The organism is Streptomyces sp. NPDC111628 (genome assembly GCF_055635195.1).
On sequence record NZ_JBVKBZ010000002.1, the window covers coordinates 412,892 to 431,912 of the forward strand.

16 protein-coding genes are annotated in these 19,021 nt (G+C 71.9%); 5 read left to right on the top strand and 11 right to left on the bottom strand.

From position 1 onward, the window contains the following. Positions 1-7 precede the first annotated feature (7 nt). The 7 genes from pcaDC to ACZ7MF_RS09705 are packed head-to-tail and all read right to left on the bottom strand — an operon-like array spanning position 8 to position 6,493. Complete coding sequence (gene pcaDC, locus ACZ7MF_RS09675) at positions 8-1,126, bottom strand: bifunctional 3-oxoadipate enol-lactonase/4-carboxymuconolactone decarboxylase PcaDC (RefSeq protein WP_471477206.1); 1,119 nt, start codon at positions 1,124-1,126, stop codon at positions 8-10. 5 nt (positions 1,127-1,131) lie between these two features. After that, positions 1,132-2,484: a 3-carboxy-cis,cis-muconate cycloisomerase gene (pcaB, locus tag ACZ7MF_RS09680; protein ID WP_471475582.1), complete on the bottom strand. Its 1,353-nt coding sequence runs from the start codon at positions 2,482-2,484 to the stop codon at positions 1,132-1,134. Continuing rightward, positions 2,481-3,086, bottom strand: coding sequence for a protocatechuate 3,4-dioxygenase subunit alpha (gene pcaG / locus ACZ7MF_RS09685; RefSeq protein ID WP_471475584.1), 606 nt, complete (start codon positions 3,084-3,086; stop codon positions 2,481-2,483). Before pcaG ends, pcaB begins: the two co-directional genes overlap by 4 nt. Positions 3,087-3,092: 6 nt before the next feature. Further along, a complete protein-coding gene (pcaH, locus tag ACZ7MF_RS09690; RefSeq protein WP_471475585.1) occupies positions 3,093-3,866 on the bottom strand; it encodes a protocatechuate 3,4-dioxygenase subunit beta in 774 nt (257 codons plus the stop codon). Between the two features lie 19 nt (positions 3,867-3,885). Further along, positions 3,886-5,088 (bottom strand): thiolase family protein, encoded by a 1,203-nt coding sequence (locus ACZ7MF_RS09695; protein ID WP_471475586.1) that lies wholly within the window; start codon positions 5,086-5,088, stop codon positions 3,886-3,888. Then, complete coding sequence (locus tag ACZ7MF_RS09700; RefSeq protein WP_471475588.1) at positions 5,085-5,738, bottom strand: CoA transferase subunit B; 654 nt, start codon at positions 5,736-5,738, stop codon at positions 5,085-5,087. Before ACZ7MF_RS09700 ends, ACZ7MF_RS09695 begins: the two co-directional genes overlap by 4 nt. Then, positions 5,738-6,493 (bottom strand): CoA transferase subunit A, encoded by a 756-nt coding sequence (locus tag ACZ7MF_RS09705; protein WP_471475589.1) that lies wholly within the window; start codon positions 6,491-6,493, stop codon positions 5,738-5,740. The genes ACZ7MF_RS09700 and ACZ7MF_RS09705 overlap by 1 nt, the downstream gene beginning before the upstream one ends. Positions 6,494-6,714: 221 nt before the next feature. Between ACZ7MF_RS09705 and ACZ7MF_RS09710 the strand changes: the two genes are divergently transcribed. Continuing rightward, positions 6,715-7,179 carry a MarR family winged helix-turn-helix transcriptional regulator gene (locus ACZ7MF_RS09710; protein ID WP_471475591.1) on the top strand — a complete coding sequence of 155 codons (465 nt, stop codon included), beginning with the start codon at positions 6,715-6,717 and terminating at the stop codon, positions 7,177-7,179. A 76-nt stretch (positions 7,180-7,255) separates the two neighbouring features. On the opposite strand, the gene ACZ7MF_RS09715 is transcribed toward ACZ7MF_RS09710, so the two are convergent. Then, positions 7,256-8,224 (bottom strand): DUF3048 domain-containing protein, encoded by a 969-nt coding sequence (locus ACZ7MF_RS09715; protein ID WP_471475592.1) that lies wholly within the window; start codon positions 8,222-8,224, stop codon positions 7,256-7,258. 211 nt (positions 8,225-8,435) lie between these two features. On the opposite strand from ACZ7MF_RS09715, the gene ACZ7MF_RS09720 reads away from it, so the two are divergent. Then, positions 8,436-9,626, top strand: a complete 1,191-nt coding sequence (locus ACZ7MF_RS09720; RefSeq protein ID WP_471475594.1) for a zinc-dependent alcohol dehydrogenase — start codon at positions 8,436-8,438, stop codon at positions 9,624-9,626. Positions 9,627-9,644: 18 nt separating this feature from the next. Here the strand turns inward: ACZ7MF_RS09720 and ACZ7MF_RS09725 are convergent, their stop codons facing one another. Beyond that, the gene (locus tag ACZ7MF_RS09725; protein ID WP_471475595.1) at positions 9,645-10,712 is read right to left on the bottom strand and encodes an ATP-dependent DNA ligase; all 1,068 of its coding nucleotides are present in this window, start codon (positions 10,710-10,712) and stop codon (positions 9,645-9,647) included. Positions 10,713-10,786: 74 nt separating this feature from the next. On the opposite strand from ACZ7MF_RS09725, the gene ligD reads away from it, so the two are divergent. Then, positions 10,787-11,812, top strand: a complete 1,026-nt coding sequence (ligD, locus tag ACZ7MF_RS09730) for a non-homologous end-joining DNA ligase (RefSeq protein WP_471475596.1) — start codon at positions 10,787-10,789, stop codon at positions 11,810-11,812. Between the two features lie 16 nt (positions 11,813-11,828). On the opposite strand, the gene ACZ7MF_RS09735 is transcribed toward ligD, so the two are convergent. Both ACZ7MF_RS09735 and ACZ7MF_RS09740 read right to left on the bottom strand, forming a co-directional pair. Then, a complete protein-coding gene (locus tag ACZ7MF_RS09735) occupies positions 11,829-14,018 on the bottom strand; it encodes an OmpL47-type beta-barrel domain-containing protein (protein ID WP_471477207.1) in 2,190 nt (729 codons plus the stop codon). 14 nt (positions 14,019-14,032) lie between these two features. Further along, positions 14,033-16,510: a ThuA domain-containing protein gene (locus tag ACZ7MF_RS09740; RefSeq protein WP_471475597.1), complete on the bottom strand. Its 2,478-nt coding sequence runs from the start codon at positions 16,508-16,510 to the stop codon at positions 14,033-14,035. 200 nt (positions 16,511-16,710) lie between these two features. On the opposite strand from ACZ7MF_RS09740, the gene ACZ7MF_RS09745 reads away from it, so the two are divergent. Both ACZ7MF_RS09745 and ACZ7MF_RS09750 read left to right on the top strand, forming a co-directional pair. Continuing rightward, positions 16,711-17,733, top strand: coding sequence for a multicopper oxidase domain-containing protein (locus ACZ7MF_RS09745; RefSeq protein ID WP_471475599.1), 1,023 nt, complete (start codon positions 16,711-16,713; stop codon positions 17,731-17,733). Positions 17,734-17,919: 186 nt separating this feature from the next. Beyond that, on the top strand, positions 17,920-18,987 hold the full coding sequence (locus ACZ7MF_RS09750; protein WP_471475600.1) for a LacI family DNA-binding transcriptional regulator: 1,068 nt from the start codon (positions 17,920-17,922) through the stop codon (positions 18,985-18,987). Positions 18,988-19,021 lie beyond the last annotated feature (34 nt).

Below are 19,021 nucleotides of genomic sequence, written 5' to 3' on the forward strand. Positions count from 1 at the left end.
AGGGGATTCACTCCGCGGCGTCGTCCGCCTCCTCGGCCAGCACCCGCTGGGCCGTCGCGAACGCCGAGTTCGCCGCCGGGACCCCGCAGTACACCGCGGTCTGGAGCAGCACCGCGCCGATCTCGTCCGGCGTCAGCCCGTTGCGGCGCGCCGCCCGCACATGCATGGCCAGCTCCTCGTAGTGGCCGTGCGCGACCAGCGCCGTCAGCGTGACCATGCTGCGCTCGCGGCGCGAAAGCGTCTCGTCGGTCCAGATCTCGCCCCATGCGTAGCGCGAGATGAAGTCCTGGAAGCGGGCGGTGAACGGCGACTGCCGCGCCTGCGCCCGGTCCACGTGCGCGTCGCCCAGCACCTCGCGCCGCACCGCCATGCCCCGCCGGACCCCGCGGTCGAAGTGCGCCCGCAGCGCCGTCAGCACCGCCTCGGGCCGCTCGGCCGGCGCCAGGTGCGAGGCACCCGGGATCTCCGTCAGCGTCGCGCCCGGCACCGCGTCGGCGATCTCCCGCAGGTGCGAGGGTGGCGTGGCCGGGTCCTCGCGCCCCGCGACCAGCAGGGTCGGCGCGGAGATCTCACCGACCCGCTCCCGCAGGTCGAAGGCGGCCAGCGCGTCGCAACAGGCCGCGTACGCACCGGGATCGGCCTCCCGGTGGTCCCGGACCAGCCGCGGCACGGTGAACCCCGGCGTGAACCACCGCGCGTCCGCACTGTCCGCGAGCCGTGCCAGCCCCTCCTCGCGCACCTGCGCGGCCCGCTCCTGCCACGGCTCGGCTCCGTTGAAGTGCGCCGACGAGCAGACGACCGCCAGGGAGGACACCCGCTCCGGGTGGTGCACCGCCAGATGCAGGCCCACCGCACCACCCAGGGACACCCCGGCGTGGGCGAACCGCTCCACCCCGAGCGAGTCGGCGAGCGCCAGCACCAGATCGGCCAGGTCCCCGACGGTGGCGCCGGGCCCGATCAGATCGGCCCGGGAACCTCCGTGCCCCGGCAGGTCCCAGCGGATCACCCGGTGCCGGACGGACAGTTCGGGCGCCACCGCGTCCCACAGCGCGTACGAGGTGCCCAGCGAGGGACCGAGCAGCAGTGGGGGAGCGGAAGCGGGGCCTTCGGACAGGTGGTTGAGCATGGTCGTCAACGTCGCTCCAGAGCACGGTCGGTGAGGGCGGCAGCGGCGCCCGTGTAGCCGGTGGGGTCGGTCGGTCCGGCCAGGTCGAGGTCCCGCAACTCCGGTACCCCGGCCAGGAGTTCGTCCAGGTTCCGGTCCTCGGCGTAGGCGCGCGCCGCCAGTTCGGTGAGCAGTTCCCTGGCACGGGCCCGCCCGAGCACCGGCGCCAGTTCGGCCGAGAGCCGCTCCGAGACGATCAGCCCGTGGGTGAGCCCGAGGTGCGCCCGCATCACGTCCGGACGCACCCGCAGCCCCTCGGCCAGCTCCGCGGCGTCGCGCGCGGCGCCGCCGGTCAGCCGCAGCAGGTCCCGCAGCGGCTCCCACTCGGCGTGCCAGGCCCCGGCCGGACGCTCGTCCTCGGCGGCCAGCGAGCCGTACAGCGTGGCCGCGAGCTGCGGTGCGCGCCGGGCGGCCGCCGCGATCATCGTGGACCGCACCGGATTGGCCTTGTGCGGCATCGCCGACGAGCCGCCCCCGCTGCCCTCGGCGACCTCGCCGATCTCGGTGCGCGACAGCGTCAGCACGTCCACGGCGAGCTTCCCGAGCGCCCCGGCGGTGAAGGCGAGGGCCCCGGCCAGGTCGGCGATCGGTGTGCGCAGGGTGTGCCAGGGCAGTACGGGTACCCGCAGCCCGAGTTCACGGGCGTAGGCGGCAGGCAGTGCGGTCGGGTCCGTCGCGCCGTACGCCTCGAAGGCGGCCAGGGTGCCCGCCGCGCCGCCGAGCTGGGCGGGCAGCGCGTCCCGCACCGCCGTGATCCGGTCCCGCGCGTCCAGCACCAGCGCGCGCCATCCGGCCGCCTTGAGCCCGAAAGCCGTCGGCACGGCGTGCTGGGTGAGCGTCCGGCCCGGCATCGGCGTGTCCCGGTGCTCGGCGGCCAGCCGGGCCAGCGCCCGTTCCGTGCGGGCGAGATCGGGCAGCAGCAGGTCCAGGGTGCGGGCGGCGACCAGCATCGTCGCCGTGTCCAGGATGTCCTGGCTGGTCGCGCCCCGGTGCACGTACGGCCCGTACGGCTCGCCGACCGCCTTCGTCAGGTCGGCCACCAGGGGGATGACCGGGTTCCCGCCGCCCCGGGCGCGCTCGGCGAGGGAGCGCACGTCGAAGGCGGCCGGGTCGGCGGCGGCCGCACCGACCGCGTCCGCCGCCCCGGCAGGGGCGAGCCCCAGCGCGGCCTGGGCGCGGGTCAGCGCCGCCTCCGCGTCGAGCAGGGCCCGCAGATACGCGCGGTCACCGGTCGCGGAGGCGGCCGACGAGCCGGCCCACCCGGGGGCGAGCAGGCCCGTGCCGGAGTCGGCGTCGGCGGGGTCGGCAGGTGGTGTCACTGAAACTCCAGGAAGACCGTCTCGCCCTCGCCCTGAAGGCGGATGTCGAAACGGTACGTCCCGTGGCCCTCGTCCACGGCGATCAGCGTGTCGCGGCGCCCGGCCGGCACCCGGGCCAGTAGCGGGTCGGCCGCGAGCATCGCCTCGTCGCCCGGCAGGTAGATCCGGGTGAACAGGTGCACCAGCAGCCCGCGCGCGAACACGCACACGCTGACGTACGGCGCACTGCGCCCCCGCGCGCCCGGCCGCAGCGTCCGCGCGTACCAGTGGCCGTTCGCGTCGGTCTGGATGCGTCCGAAGCCGGTGAACTCCACGCCGTTGCGGCCGAGGAAGCCGCCGGAGGCGGGATCACGCCGCATCGACCCGTCGGCGGTGGGGACCTTGCCCTCGGGGTCCGGGCCCCACAGCTCCAAGAGTGCGTCGGGCAGCGGGTTGCCCTCGCCGTCGTACACGTACCCGTGCACGGTGACCGTGTCCGGGTGCCCGGCGGGCGCGACGTCCTCGCCGCCGCGGAAGGGCAGGGCGTACCCGTAGAAGGGGCCGACCGTGTGCGACGGGGTGGGCAGCACCTGCTCCGGGCCGCTGGTGTCGATCTTCGTCATGGAGGGTCAGCGTCCTTCTTCGATCCAGGTGGCGTTCGGGCCGTCGAGCACGATGTCCCAGTGGTAGCCGAGCGAGAACTCCGGCACGGACAGGCTGTGGTCGTAGGTCGCGATCAGCCGCTGCCGCGAGGCGTCGTCCGTCACCGACTGCAGGATCGGGTCGTACGGGAACAGCGGGTCGTTCGGGAAGTACATCTGCGTGACCAGGCGCTGGGTGAACGCCGAGCCGAAGACGGAGAAGTGGATGTGCGCCGGGCGCCAGGCGTTGACATGGTTGCGCCACGGGTAGGGGCCGGGCTGGACGGTGGTGAAGCGGTAGCGGCCGTCGTCGTCGGAGAGGGTGCGGCCCACGCCGGTGAAGTTCGGGTCCAGCGGCGCGTCGTGCTGCTCGCGCCGGTGCGCGTACCGCCCGGCCGAGTTGGCCTGCCAGATCTCCACGAGCTGCCCGCGGACCGGTTTCCCGTCGCGGTCCAGGAGGCGGCCGGAGACGGTGATGCGCTCGCCGACCGGCTCCCCGGTGTGCTGCCGGGTCAGGTCGTTGTCGATGTCGGTGATGTCCCGCTCCCCGAAGGCGGGCGAGGCCAGCTCCACCAGCTCCGGGTCCTTGGTGACGTCGATGGCGATCGGCGGCTGCTTCGGGTGGCGCAGCACCGAGGAGCGGTACGGGGCGTAGTCGCGGCGCGGGTGGTGCTCGACGGGGCCGCCGTCGGCGACCCGCTTCTCGTAGGCGGCGTGCTCGGCCGCGATCTCCGCGTCGATGTCGTGCTGGGTGAGAGTCATGGGGGAGTCCCTGGGGTGGCTAGCGGTCGAGGACCAGGGCGAGGCCCTGGCCGACACCGATGCAGAGGGTGGCGATGCCGGTGCCGCTCCCCTTGCGGGCGAGCTGGTGGGCGACGGTGCCGGCCAGGCGGGCGCCGGAGGCGCCGAGCGGGTGGCCGAGGGCGATGGCACCGCCCCGCGGGTTGAGGATCGCGGGGTCGAACTCGGGCCACTCGGCGACGCAGCCCAGCACCTGGGCGGCGAAGGCCTCGTTGAGTTCGAGCACGTCCAGGTCGGCGAAGGTCCGGCCGGCCTTGGCAAGCGCGCGGTTCACGGCCTCGACGGGGGCGAGACCGAAGTACTGCGGGTCGGTCGCCGAGACCCCGGTGGCCGAGACCCGGGCGAGCGGCTCGCGTCCGGTGGCCCGCAGGCCCTCCTCGTCGACCAGGAGCAGCGCGGCGGCACCGTCGTTGAGCGGGGAGGCGTTCCCGGCGGTCACCGTGCCGTCGGTCTTCCTGAAGGACGGCTTGAGTTTGGCCATCGCCTCCAGGGACGCGTCCGGGCGTACGCACTCGTCGGCGGCGAAGTCCACCGGATCGCCCTTGCGGCGCGGTACGGGGACGGGCGCCAGCTCGGCGTCGAACAGACCGTCGGCCTGGGCCCGGGCGGCCTTGTGGTGGGAGGCGAGGGCGTATGCGTCCTGCTGCTCGCGGGTGATCCCGTGCTTGTCCGCGATCAGCTCCGCCGACTCGCCGAGCGGGATCGTCCACTGCGGGTCCATCGCCGGGTTGACCATGCGCCAGCCCAGGGTGGTCGAGTACATCTCGGTGTGCCCGGCCGGGAAGGGCCGGTCCGGCTTGGGCAGCACGTACGGCGCCCGGGTCATCGACTCCACGCCGCCCGCGAGCGCGACCGACGCGTCGCCGACCGCGATGGCACGGGCGGCCTGGATCACCGCTTCGAGGCCGGACGCGCACAGCCGGTTCACCGTGACGCCGGGGACGGTGGTGGGCAGGCCGGCCAGCAGGGCGGCCATGCGGGCGACGTTGCGGTTCTCCTCACCGGCGCCGTTGGCGTTGCCGAAGTACACGTCGTCGATCCGGGACGGGTCCAGGCCGGGGGTCCGGCCGAGGAGTTCACGGATCGCGTGCGCGGCCAGGTCGTCCGGGCGTACGCCGGCCAGGCCTCCGTTGTACTTGCCGAACGGGGTGCGCACCGCGTCGACGATGTAGACGTCCCTCACTTCAGTCCCTCCGCGCTCTTCGCGACGACGAGCTTGGCATCGGTCTTGGCGACGACCTCGTCGACGTCCACGCCCGGCGCGGTCTCCACCAGGACCAGACCGTCGTCGGTGACGTCGAGGACGCCGAGGTCGGTGATGACGCGGTTCACGCACGCCTTGCCGGTGAGCGGCAGTGCGCACTCATCGAGGATCTTGGGGGAGCCGTCCTTGGCGGTGTGCGTCATGACCACGATGACCGTGCGGGCGCCGTGGACGAGGTCCATCGCACCGCCGATCCCGGTGATCATCTTCCCCGGGATCGCCCAGTTCGCGAGGTCGCCGGAGGCGGAGACCTGCATCGCGCCGAGCACCGCGACGTCGATGTGCCCGCCCCGGATCATGCCGAAGGACAGGGCCGAGTCGAAGAAGGCGGCGCCCGGCCGTACCGTGACCGTCTCCTTGCCCGCGTTGATCAGGTCGGGGTCCACCTCGGCCTCGGTGGGGTACCGGCCGGTGCCCAGGATGCCGTTCTCCGACTCCAGGGTGACCTCGACGCCCTCGGGGAGGTAGTTCGGGATCAGGGTGGGCAGGCCGATGCCGAGGTTGACGTACTGGCCGTCCGCCAGCTCCCGCGCGGCCCGCGCGGCCATCTGCTCACGCGTCCAGGCCATCAGGAACTCACCGTCCGCTTCTCTATCTTCTTGTCGGTGGCCTGCTCCGGGGTGAGTGCCACCACCCGCTGGACGAAGATCCCCGGCAGGTGCACCGCGTCCGGGTCGATCGCGCCGGGCTCGACCAGCTCCTCCACCTCGGCGATCGTCATCCGGCCGGCCATCGCGGCCAGCGGGTTGAAGTTCCGGGAGGACTTGGCGAAGACCAGGTTGCCGTGCCGGTCGCCCTTGGCCGCGCGGACCAGCGCGAAGTCCGTGCGGATGCCGCGCTCCAGCACGTACTCCGTCCCGTCGAACTCTCGGACCTCCTTCGGCGGCGAGGCCAGCGCGACCCCGCCCGACCCGTCGTACCGCCAGGGCAGCCCGCCGTCGGCGACCTGGGTGCCGACCCCGGCGGGCGTGTAGAAGGCGGGGATCCCCGCGCCGCCGGCCCGCAGCCGCTCGGCGAGGGTGCCCTGGGGGATCATCTCCACCTCCAGTTCCCCGCCGAGGTACTGGCGCGCGAACTCCTTGTTCGCGCCGATGTAGGACCCGGTCACCCGGGCGATGCGCCCGGCGGCCAGCAGGACGGCCAGCCCGGACTCCATCGCCCCGCAGTTGTTGGAGACCACCGACAGCCCGCCGGTCCCGCGCTCGTACAGCGCCTGGATCAGCACGTTCGGCACACCGCTCAGCCCGAAGCCGCCCACCGCGAGCGACGCGCCGTCGGGCACGTCGGCCACCGCCTCACCGGCCGTGGCCACCACCTTGTCCATCCGAGGAGCCCCATCTCTTCCGCGTGTCTCTGCCGCGTGCCCCGGGAGCAGATAGTCAGGGCACTGAGTATTTCGGCGAGGTTGCTCACACGCTGCCACCCGACGGCCGAGGCGTCAAGACCCGTAAAGTGCGAGGTAGATCGTATGAGGCGGTCCCGGGTGTCGGTACTCGATGCCGTGTATCGTCAGTGCACCTACGAAAGTGACCACGGGGAGCGCACATGGCAGCGGTCGATCTGACCACCCACCCCGGCCACCTGGCCCGGCGGCTGCAGCAGGCGCACTACCTGCTGTGGAACACGATGGTCTCCGAGGAGACCACCTCGCCGCAGTACGCCGTCCTCAACGCCCTCGTCGCCGAGCCGGGGCTCGACCAGCGCACCGTGGGGGAGCGGGTGGGCCTGGACCGGTCCACCATCGCGGAGGTGGTCAGCCGGCTCGGCCGCCGCGGGCTGCTCGACAAGGTCCGCGACCCGCAGGACGGCCGCCGGGCCCTGCTCCGGCTCACCGACGAGGGACTGCGCGTCCACCGCAGGCTGGGCGTGCGCATCGCCCGGATGAACCAGGTGTTCCTGGCCCCGCTCGCCGCCGACGAGCAGGCGGTGTTCTTCGACCTGATCCGCCGGGTCGCGGATGCCGCGGAGGGGCTCCGCAACCCGGCCGAGCCGACGGTGGCACCGGGCTGACCGGGGACTTCCCCCGTCAGGAGCGCCCGGCGCAGGAGCGCGCGGATCAGGAGCGCTCGGCTCAGGAGTGCCCCGCTCAGGAGTGCCCGGCGAAGACCACCCACACCTGGCCCTCGGCGAAGTTCAGCGGCTTGCCGTCCTCGGTGGTGAAGGTCGTGCCGTCCGCGGCGGCCCCGCGCTTCCAGGTCGCGTCGTACGCGCGCCCGTCGCGCAGAACCTCCGCCTCCCCCGAGCCCACCGACTCGACGTAGGGCGAGTTGCTGCCGCGGAAGTCGCGGAAGTCCGACTCGCGTACCTTCACGTGCTGCACGACGACCGTGGCCGGTGCCAGCCGCCCGCCGTCGGCCGTGCGGGCCGGGCTGCCGTCCATGGAGACCAGCCACCGGTCCCGGCTGTCGGACCAGGTGAAGGCGAAGCTCGCCGAGGGGTAGCGCACCGTGTGCGAGGACTCCGCCCGGCCGCCCGCGGGAGCCTTGCCGTAGGTGAACCCGGTGGTGAGGGCCCCGGCCCCCGAAGGCTCCTGGAGCAGCCTGCCCGGCCGCAGGTAGAGGTTGTGCGGGGCCTGCCGGTCCTCGGCGCGGACGTAGGCGTCGGAGTCCTCGCCGGGCGGCTCCGCACGCAGCGGGGCCCGGTCGATGAGCGGCAGCAGCTTGCTCTGCGCACCGGAGAACGCCAGCACCGGCCGGTCGAACTGGCCGAGCAGCTCCAGGTCGGACTCGCGGGCGCTGCGCACCGGCCCCACCGACTCGGGCAGCTCGGTGGCGTAGATCGCCATCAGCCGGCTCAGTCCCGCCTCCACCGGCTCGGCGTAGACGACGTCCGCGGCCTCCAGGCCGGTCTGCGGACGGGCCGCACGCACGTTGTCGACCTTCACGGCGAGCACCGGTCCGGAAGCCGGGGCGGCGCTGTGCGAGCGCTCCGGCTCCGGCGCCCGCCCGTCCTCCTTCGCGCCCGGCCCCGCCGTGCAGCCCGCTGCGGCCAGCGAGACGGCCACCGCCGCCGTCAGCAGGGCGGCGTACCGTCCCCTGCGCTTCCCTTGTCGCATCCCGGCCATCCGTCCACCCATCCCGTGTCATTGATTGTGCGCTTCTTAAAGCATTTAGTGCCATACCTGACTGAATCCGATACGGCACACGGAACGGGGCAGATAATCCGCTGTTCGGCCGAAAAGACCGCCGGGTTCGGTGACGGGAGGCCCGGGGTACCCGGCCGCCACGCAGAACCGACGGACACGGCGACGGAGGGAGCGCGGGGCGATGAAGGCAGTGACATGGCAGGGCAAGCGGGACGTCCGGGTCGAGGACGTGCCGGACCCGAGGATCGAGGAGCCGACCGACGCGGTCATCCGCGTCACCTCCTCCGGGCTGTGCGGCTCCGACCTGCACCTCTACGAAGTGCTTACACCGTTCATGACACCGGGCGACATCCTCGGCCACGAGCCGATGGGCATCGTGGAGGAGGTCGGTCCCGAGGTGACCGACCTGAAGCCCGGCGACCGGGTCGTGGTCCCGTTCCAGATCGCGTGCGGACACTGCTACATGTGCGACACCGGGCTGCCGACCCAGTGCGAGACCACCCAGGTCCACGGCGAGGGCATGGGCGCCCCGCTGTTCGGCTACACCCGCCTCTACGGCGCGGTGCCCGGCGGCCAGGCCGAATACCTGCGCGTGCCCCAGGCCCAGTACGGGCCGATCAAGGTGCCCGAGGGCCCGGCCGACGACCGCTTCGTCTACCTCTCCGACGTGCTGCCCACCGCCTGGCAGGCGGTCGAGTACGCGTCCGTTCCGCAGGGCGGCAGCGTCGCCGTGCTCGGCCTCGGCCCGATCGGCGACATGGCCTGCCGGATCGCCCGGCTCAAGGGGGTCGACAAGGTGTTCGGCGTGGACCTCGTGCCCGAGCGGCTGGAGCGGGCCCGCGCACGGGGCGTGGAGACGTTCGACCTGCGGTCCTTCGACAACGAGAAGGAACTCGTCGCCGCGATCCAGGACCGGACGGACGGCCGCGGCCCCGACGCCGTGATCGACGCGGTCGGCACCGAGGCGCACGGCGGCGCCGTGGCCAAGCTGGTGCAGCAGACCGCCGCGGTGATGCCCCGGGCGATCGGCGGGCCCCTGGCGGAGCGGTTCAGCGTCGACCGGCTCGCCGCCCTGTACACCGCGATCGACCTGGTGCGCCGCGGCGGCACCCTCTCGCTGTCCGGCGTGTACGGCGGCATGGCCGACCCGATGCCGATGCTCACGCTGTTCGACAAGCAGGTCCAGCTGCGGATGGGCCAGGCCAACGTACGCCGCTGGAGCGACGAGATCGTGCCGTACCTGACCGACCAGGACCCCCTCGGCGTCGACGGCTTCGCCACCCACCGGGTGCCGCTGGCGGACGCGCCGCACGCCTACGAGATGTTCCAGAAGAAGCAGGACGGCGCGGTCAAGGTGCTGATGAAGCCGTAGGAGCCCGGGGGCGGCGCGTCAGGGCCCGCCGAGGATCTCCGCCAGGTCGTACCGGACCGGCTCCTCCAGCTGCGCGTAGGTGCAGCTCTCGGGGGTCCGGTCCGGGCGCCGGCGGCGGAAGCGGGCCGTGTGCCTGAAGCGTGCCCCGTTCTCCATGTGGTCGTACGCCACCTCGACGACCCGCTCGGGACGCAGCGGCACCCAGGACAGGTCCTTCTTGCCGGACCACCGGCTGGGCGCGCCGGGCAGCCGCGCCGACTCGTGCGCCGCCTCCTCGGCCCACGCGGCCCACGGATGCCCCCGGGCGTCGTCCATGCGCAGCGGCTCCAGCTCCTCCACCAGCTCGGCCCGGCGCTTCATCGTGAAGGCGGCGCACACCCCCACGTGCTGGAGCACCCCCCGGTCGTCGTACAGGCCGAGCAGCAGCGAGCCGACCACCGGCCCGCTCTTGTGGAAGCGGTACCCGGCAACGACCACGTCCGCCGTCCGCTCGTGCTTGATCTTGTACATGGCCCGCTCGTCCTGCCGGTAGCGCAGATCGAGCGGCTTGGCGACCACCCCGTCCAGACCGGCCCCCTCGTACTGCTCGAACCACTGCCGGGCCACCTCGATGTCGTCCGTCGCCGGCGCCACGTGCACGGGCGGCGTCACCGCGGACAGCGCCCGCACCAGCAGCGCCCGCCGGTCGGCCAGCCCCACGTCGAGCAGGGACGCGTCGTCCAGCGCCAGCAGGTCGAAGGCCACCAGCGAGGCCGGAGTGCGCTCCGCCAGCGTCCGCACCCGTGAGTCCGCCGGATGGATCCGCTCGGTCAGCGCGTCGAAGTCCAGGTGCCCGTCCCGCGCGATGACGATCTCCCCGTCCACCACGCACCGCTCGGGCAACCGCTCCCGCACCGCCGCCACCAGCTCCGGAAAATACCTGGTCAGCGGCTTGCCCGTACGGCTCCCCAGCTCCACCTCGTCCCCGTCGCGGTACACGATCGCCCGAAACCCGTCCCACTTCGCCTCGTAGTGCATCCCCGGCGGAATCTTCGCCACGGACTTGGCAAGCATCGGCTTCACGGGCGGCATGACGGGGAGCTCCATACTCCGATTCTGTACGCCCTCGCCCGCCGTCGCCTGATGTGCGAAGCTCCCGTGCTGCGCCTACCGTGGCTCGCATGGCGGAAGCGGTGGAGCTGGAGGTGGGCGGGCGGGCCGTGCGGCTGTCCAGTCCGGGGAAGGTGTTCTTCCCGGAGCGCGGGTACACCAAGCTGGACGTGGCCCGGTACTACCAGGCCGTCGCCCCCGGTGTCCTGCGTGCGCTGCGCGACCGGCCCACCACCCTGCAGCGGTACCCGGACGGCGTCACCGGCGAGTGGTTCTACCAGAAGCGGGCGCCCAAGGGGATGCCCGAGTGGATTCCGACCGCGCACATCACCTTCCCCAGCGGACGCAGTGCCGACGAGATGTGTCCCACCGAGGAGGCGGCGGTGCTGTGGGCCGTCCAGTACGGCACCCTCACCTTCCATCCCTGGCCGGTGCGCCGGGACGACGTCGACCACCCCGACGAACTGCGCATCGACCTCGATCCGCAGCCCGGGACGGATTACGACGACGCCGCCCGCGCCGCCCACGAACTGCGGGCCGTGCTGGAGGAGTTCGGCGGGCTGCGCGGCTGGCCCAAGACCTCCGGCGGGCGCGGCATCCATGTCTTCGTGCCGATCGAGCCGCGCTGGACCTTCACCCAGGTGCGGCGCGCCGCGATCGCCGTCGGCCGTGAGTTGGAACGGCGGATGCCCGAGCAGGTCACCATCAAGTGGTGGAAGGAGGAGCGCGGCGAGCGCATCTTCATCGACTACAACCAGACCGCCCGCGACCGCACCATCGCCTCCGCCTACTCCGTGCGGCCCCGCCCGCACGCGCCCGTCTCCGCCCCGCTGACCTGGGACGAGGTGGGGGTGGCGCACCCGCAGGACTTCGACATCACGACCATGCCCGCGCGCTTCGCCGAACTCGGCGACGTGCACGCGGGCATGGACGAGACGAGGTACTCCCTCGACGCGCTGCTGGAGCTGGCGACGAAGGACGAGCACGACCACGGGCTCGGTGATCTGCCCTACCCGCCCGAGTATCCGAAGATGCCGGGCGAGCCGAGCCGGGTCCAGCCCAGCCGGGCCAGGAAGAAGACTCCCGGCCCGGACTGAGCCACGACGCGGACCCCTAGAGGTCCTTGATCCGGACGTCGCGGTACGAGACCACGTCCGACGTGCTGTGCACCTGGAGTCCGACGTAGCCGGAGGCGAACCGCCGCCCGTCGGTGCCCGGGTCGTCCGAGCGCTCGGGGTAGAAGGTCTGGCCGCCGAAGTTGTCGAACTCGTTGATCAGCACACCGTTGCGGTAGACCGAGTAGTGCTGGTCCACCACCCGGATCTCGTAGTCGTTCCAGGTGCCCTTCTCGGTGACGCCCGCGCCGGCCAGGCCGACCCGGTCGAAGCCGTAGAGGGAACCCGTCTTGTACATGTCGCCGGTCGGGCTGTCGAACACCTGTACCTCGTGCCCGTACTTGATGGCGACCCACTCCGGACGCGACTCCTCCGGGTGGTCGTGCACCTGCGGGAAGCGCACGAAGACGCCGCCGTTGGTGTTCGTGGTGCCCGCCGCGTCGTCACGCCACTGGAGCTTCAGCGAGAAGTCGCCGTACTTGCGCTCGGGGAACCACAGCATGCCCATGCCGGGCGTGCTGGTGCTGGACGTGATCGACCCGTCCGGGTTCAGCCCGAACGAACCGCCGCCCACCTGCTCCCACTTGGCGAACGACTCCTGGCTGCCGTCGAGGATCGCGCGGTAGCCCTCGGTCTGGCCGGGCTGACCGATCTTCGACTGCTTGGCGGCCTTGTTGATCGCCCGGTACTCCCGCTTGTCGACGACGCCCTCGTCCAGGAGGCCGTCCATGACCTCACGGACGTGCTTGAGGAACAGCGCCTGGGACGTCCACTCCTTCTCGTCCTCGATCATCTCGTTGATCCGGCACCGGTTGTTGGTGACCCGGTTCGGCACCCCCGAGTCGACCGTGCCGACGATCACCGTCAGGCGCTCGTCGTACTCCGGGCAGGGCGGCGCCGGAACTCCGCCGGCCACCACCGAGAAGCTCACGGTCAGCGGCTCGGAGGTGTTGCCCGCCTTGTCGCTCGCCCGGTAGGCCACGGTGTGCCGGCCCACGCGGTCCACGACCACCGGGTCGGTGTACGCCAGGTAGGGCCCGGCGTCCAGCGAGTACTCCACACCGGCGACGCCGGAACCGCCCTCGTCCGCGGCGTTCACGGTCACCTTCGCACTGCCGACGTAGGCGCCGTCGGAGTTCTTGGTGCCGTCCACGGTCGCGCCGGTCACCGGCGGGGTGGTGTCCTGCGGGGGAGCGGCGGCCACGGTGAAGGCGACGCTCTTCTCCGCGGCGACGTTGCCCGCCTTGTCGGTGGCCCGGTAGCGCACCGTGTGCTCGCCGACCTCGTGCACCATGACCGGCCCGGTGTACGCCGTCCAGGCGCCGTCGCCGACCGCGTACTCGATGGTGTTGACGCCGGAACCGGTGTCGGAGGCGGTGACGGTCACCGTCGCCATGTCGATGTAGGCGCCCTCGGCGTTCTTCTCACCGCTGACCGTCGCCGAGGTCTCCGGCGCGGTCGTGTCGTCGGTGTCGGGGGCGGCCACCGCGAAGGTGACGCTCTTCTCCTCGGCCGCGTTGCCCGCCTTGTCGAACGCCCGGTAGCGCACGACGTGTTCACCGACCTGGTCGACGACGACCGGCGTGGTGTACGGCTGCCAGGCGCCGTCGGCACCGAGCGCGTACTCGATCCGCTCCACGCCCGAGCCGCCCTCGTCGGTGGCGGCGATGCTCACGGTCGCGGAACCGACGTACGCGCCGTCGGCGTTCTGCGTGCCGCCCACCTCGGCCGAGGTGGCGGGCGCCGTGGTGTCCTCGCCGCCACCGCCCTCGGTGACCACGAGCACGCCCGTCATCTGGCCGTGGCCCGGGATCGTGCAGTGGTACATGTACTTGCCGGGGGTGAGGGTGACCTCGGCGGTGTGCTTGCCGCCCTCGGCGTCGTTCGGGTTGGCCAGGATGTTCAGCTGGACGTCCTGGTTGTACGCGGGATCGCTGGTCATGAACGTCAGCGTGTGCGGCATGCCGGTGGTGTTGCCGGTGGCCTCACTGTTCTCGAAGACGATCGTGGCCGGACCGGCCACCGCCGTCTCCGGCGCCGACGTGTACTTGGTGATGTCGTCACCGGCCGTCCAGGTGAGCACCTGGTCGGCGGCGGCCGCGGCGGGTGCCTTTGCGGGCTGCCCGGAGGCGGACGTCGCCTGCAGTCCGAGCACCATCAGCAGGCCGGCCAGCAGCGCGGCCCACATTCTTCGTTGGCGTATCACTCGGTCCCCCTCGCCAGCTGTCCGGCGGCCGGCGTCGGGCCGCCGCCCTCGTAGGTGACCCGCCACAGGGCCGACTTGGAGTCCGAGGTGAAGAAGCCGCGGCCGTAGTCCAGGACGTACAGCGCGCCGTCCGGGCCGAACTTCCAGCCCATCAGGTTCTTGATGCCGTCGTTGCCGACGGGCACGATCTTCTTCAGGGACTCCGAGTGCACCGGCAGACCGCCGTCGCCCTGCGTCTTCGGGTCCATCAGCACCGCGTTGCGCGGCTGGTCGGCGTCGTAGAAGTCACCGACGAACCACTTGCCGTCCCAGTACGCGGGCCACTTGGTGTCACTGGTGCTGTCGGCGTCGTAGCGGTAGAGCGGGCCGTTCATCGCGGCCTGGCCGCCACCCTTGAGCCAGGGCAGCCGGTAGGTGGCCTCGTCCTGCTTGTACGACGGGATGCCGTTCTCGTCGCGCGGGTAGTCCGGGCCGCCGCCCTGCGGCGAGTACCAGATGTTGTTGCCGGTCACCGGCGGCAGGTTGACCAGGCCGTCGTTGTTCGGCGACTCGTTCTTCGGGTGGTCGCAGTCGTACCAGCCCAGCGGCTTCGACGGGTCCGGCAGGTTCCGGTCCCGGTACGGCTGCTTGTTGCCCATGCAGTACGGCCAGCCGCGGTTGCTCGCCTTGGTGATGGTGGCGAACGTGTCGTACTTGGCCGGACCCCACGTCGGCGACGGAGCACCGGCGTCCGGGCCGACCCAGCCCGCGTACAGGGTGTCGGTCTTCTTGTCGACGGAGATGCGCGCCGGGTTGCGCACACCCATCACGTAGATCTCGCCGCGCGTCTTGCCGCCGCCCTCGGCTGTCTCCTTGCCGGTGAAGAGGTTGCCCTCCGGGAGCGTGTACGTCCCGTCCGGCTCCGGGTGGATGCGCAGGATCTTGCCGTTGAGGTTGTTGGTGTTGCCGGCGGTGCGGCGCGCGTCGGCGAAGGACACGCCCTTGAAGTTGGGCTCCGGGTTGTTGCCGGAGTAACCGTCGCTGAAACCACTGGAGTTGTTGTCACCGGTGGCGATGTACAGGTTCCCCTTGGAGTCCCAGGCCATCCCGCCGCCCGCGTGGCAGCAGCTGTGGATCTGCACCGGCCACTTCAGCAGCACCTTCTCGCTGCCCAGGTCCAGCTTGTTGGTGGCCGGGTCGAGGGTGAAGCGGGAGACGCGGCGCTCGGCCATGTGCGTGTCCCGGTTGATCTGGGAGTGCGGGGTGTAGTGCAGGTACACCCACCCGTTCTCCTCGAACCCCGGGTCCAGCTCGATGCCGAGGAGGCCCTCCTCGACCTTGGTCAGCTCGTCGCCGCCGCCCTTGTTGCCGAAGACGGTCAGCGCGCCGGCGAGGGTGACCTTGTCGGTCTTCGGGTCCCAGACGTGGATCTCGCCGGTGCCCTTGCCGACGTTCGGGTCGTTCCAGTCGGTCACCACGGGGTGCGAGGAGTCCGTGCCGCCGCGGCCGATGTAGAAGATGCGGCCGTCGGGAGCGGTGACCAGGCCGTGCGGTTCGCCGATCTGGTCGTTCTGGCCGGGCTGGTTGGGGTCGGTGAGCCGCTCGGCCTTGTAGTTGGCGTTGATGGTCGCCTTGCAGTCGGCCTGCGACAGCCGGGTCGTCCACATCAGGGCGCCGCGCAGATGGGTGCGGAAGTCGGTCTCGTCGTACGACGACACCGTGCCGCCCATGCCGGTGTAGAACGACCGGCCGCCGTCGTAGTCACGGCACCAACTGACCGGGTGGTCGGCCCCGTTGGCACTCGTCCCGGGCGCGTACGTCGACTCGCGCACCCGGGCCACGGTGTGCACCTCGCCCGACGGGTTCTTCTGCCAGTTCAGCCACTCGTCGGGGCGCTTCCACTCCAGCGGCAGGTCCTTGGTGGCCGGATGCCGCCGGTCACCGACCTCGACCGTGGCCCGCTGGACCTTGGCCGGACTGCCGGCGGCCGGACGGGCACCGACCAGACCGGTGAACCAGTCCGAGTACGGCTCCGCGCGGGCCGCGTCGTGGACGCCGACGAACCCGCCGCCGGCCTCCATGTACGCCTCCAGGCCCGCCTCCTGAGCGGGCGTCAGGACGTCGCCGCCGCCGGTCAGGAACACGACCGCGTTGAAGCGGCCGAGCTTCTTCTCGTTGGTGAAGACGTTGGCGTTGTCCGTGGCCTCGACCTTGAACTGCTCCTTGGCAGGCCCGGAGAGACCGATCCGCTCGATGGCCGAAATACCGGCGTTCACGACCGGTGACTCGTCCCCGGCCGCGGCGGAACCGTAGAAGATCAGCACCCGTACGTTGGCGCCGCCCGGCGGCGACTTGATCGACATCGTTGTCAGGGATGGGTCCGGCGTCGGACGTGCGCTGGCGGCAGGGCCAGCCAGCAGTCCCGCGGCGACGAAAGCGGCGGTGGCGCACGCCGCCCAGCCTCTTCTTCTCGCGCTCAACCCTCTTAAGGGCATGGGCACCTCCTCGGTCACGGCAGCAGCGCCAAGGAAGCTAGACCTCTTTGCGCGGTACGCCAATAGGTATGACCGGGATCGGACGAACTTTGTCCTGAGTGTGGATAAACACGGCGGCAACCGGTACGGTCCCACAGGCTCATCACAGCCAATCAGGTCCTGGGTCTGCGCACATTCCGTATCGGCGTGGGGAGTTCGGCATGGACAGGCGAGGCTTCAACCGACGGGTACTGCTGGGCGGCGCGGCTGCCGCGACATCGTTGTCCATCGCTCCGGAGGTCGCGGGCGCGGCCCCTGCGGCCAAGGGGATCACCGCGAGGACGGCACCGGCCGGGGGCGAGGTGAGACACCTCAAGATGTACGCCGAGAAGCTGGCGGACGGTCAGATGGGCTACGGCTTCGAGAAGGGCAAGGCGTCGATCCCCGGCCCGCTGATCGAGGTCAACGAGGGCGACACGCTGCACATCGAGTTCACCAACACGATGGACGTGCGGGCCAGCCTGCACGTGCACGGCCTGGACTACGAGATCTCCAGCGACGGCACCGCGATGAACAAGAGCGACGTCGAGCCCGGCGGCACCCGCACCTACACCTGGCGCACCCACAAACCGGGTCGCCGCGACGACGGCACCTGGCGGCCGGGCAGCGCGGGCTACTGGCACTACCACGACCACGTGGTCGGCACCGAGCACGGCACCGGGGGCATCCGCAACGGCCTGTACGGGCCCGTGATCGTGCGGCGCAAGGGCGACGTGCTGCCGGACGTCACGCACACGATCGTCTTCAACGACATGACCATCAACAACCGCAAGCCGCACACCGGTCCCGACTTCGAGGCCACCGTGGGCGACCGCGTGGAGATCGTCATGATCACGCACGGCGAGTACTACCACACCTTCCACATGCACGGTCACCGCTGGGCGGACAACCGCACCGGCCTGCTCACCGGGCCCGACGATCCGTCCCGGGTCATCGACAACAAGATCACCGGACCGGCCGACTCGTTCGGCTTCCAGATCATCGCGGGGGAGGGAGTCGGCGCCGGGGCGTGGATGTACCACTGCCATGTCCAGAGCCACTCCGACATGGGGATGGTGGGGCTGTTCCTGGTGAAGAAGCCGGACGGCACGATCCCGGGGTACGAACCGCACGAGCACGGCGGGGCGACCGCGAAGAGCGGGGAGCCGACGGGCGAGGCACCCGCGCACGAACACGAGCACTGAGCCGACGTCGGCCGGCGCCGCCACCGGCGCCGCCGGTCAGTTGTCGTGGACCGTTCTTCTGTACATACGCCCATGCTGACGACCGCACCGGCCCCCGCACAAGAACGTTTTCGGTCCCCTGAGGGCCCCCTCCCGGGCCGCGGCCTGCCGCTATCCTGAGCCGCAGCCGCCGAGGAGGAGCCGCACGTGACCGAGACCGCGCCGCGCCCCACGCTCGAGGCCGTGGCCGAGCGCGCCGGGGTCTCGCGGGCCACCGTGTCCCGCGTGGTCAACGGCGCCCACGGGGTGCGGGACGCGCTGGCCGAGCGGGTCAGGCGCGCGGTGGAGGAACTCGGCTACGTGCCCAACCAGGCCGCCCGCTCCCTGGTGACCCGGCGGCACCAGGCCGTCGCCGTCGTCGCCGCGGAACCGGAGACCCGGGTGTTCGCCGACCCCTATTTCGCCCAGCAACTGCGCGGCATCAGCAAGGAACTGACGGTCCACGACAACCAGCTCGTGCTGCTGCTCACCGAGGGCCGCGAGGACCACGCCCGGGTCGGGCGCTACCTGGCCGGCGGGCACGTCGACGGCGCCCTGGTCTTCTCCCTGCACCTGCACGATCCGCTGCCCGGTCTGGTCCGCAGCGCCGGGGTGCCGACCGTGTTCGGCGGGCGACCCGACTGGGACGACGGGCGGGACGACGTGGTCTACGTGGACAGCGACAACCGCGGCGGTGCCCGGTCGGCCGTCCACCACCTGGCCGGGCTCGGCCGCACCCGCATCGCGCACATCACCGGCCCGCTCGACCAGACCTCGGCCGCCGACCGGCTCGCGGGCTTCCACGACGTCCGGGCCGGCGCCGACCCGGGGCTGGTCGCGCGGGGGGACTTCACCTCGGGCGGCGGGGAGCGGGCGATGCGGGAACTGCTCGACCGGTGCCCCGGCCTGGACGCCGTGTTCGCGGCCAACGACCTCACCGCGGCGGGCGCCCTGCGGGTGCTGCGCGAACGCGGGCGGCGGGTGCCGGACGACGTGGCCGTGGTCGGCTTCGACGACATGCTGCCCGTCGCCGAACAGACCGACCCGCCGCTGACCACCGTCCGCCAGGACATCGAGGGCATGGGCCGGCTGATGGCCCGCCTGCTCCTGCGCGGCCTGGACCGCGGAACCGCCGTCGACGCCGACGTCACCGACTCCGACGCCGCGCACACACCGACCGCCGCCCCGCCCGGCGTCATCCTGCCGACGACCCTGGTCCACCGATCCACGGCCTGAGCCGGTCCCGCACCCCGCGAGGCAGGACACCGGT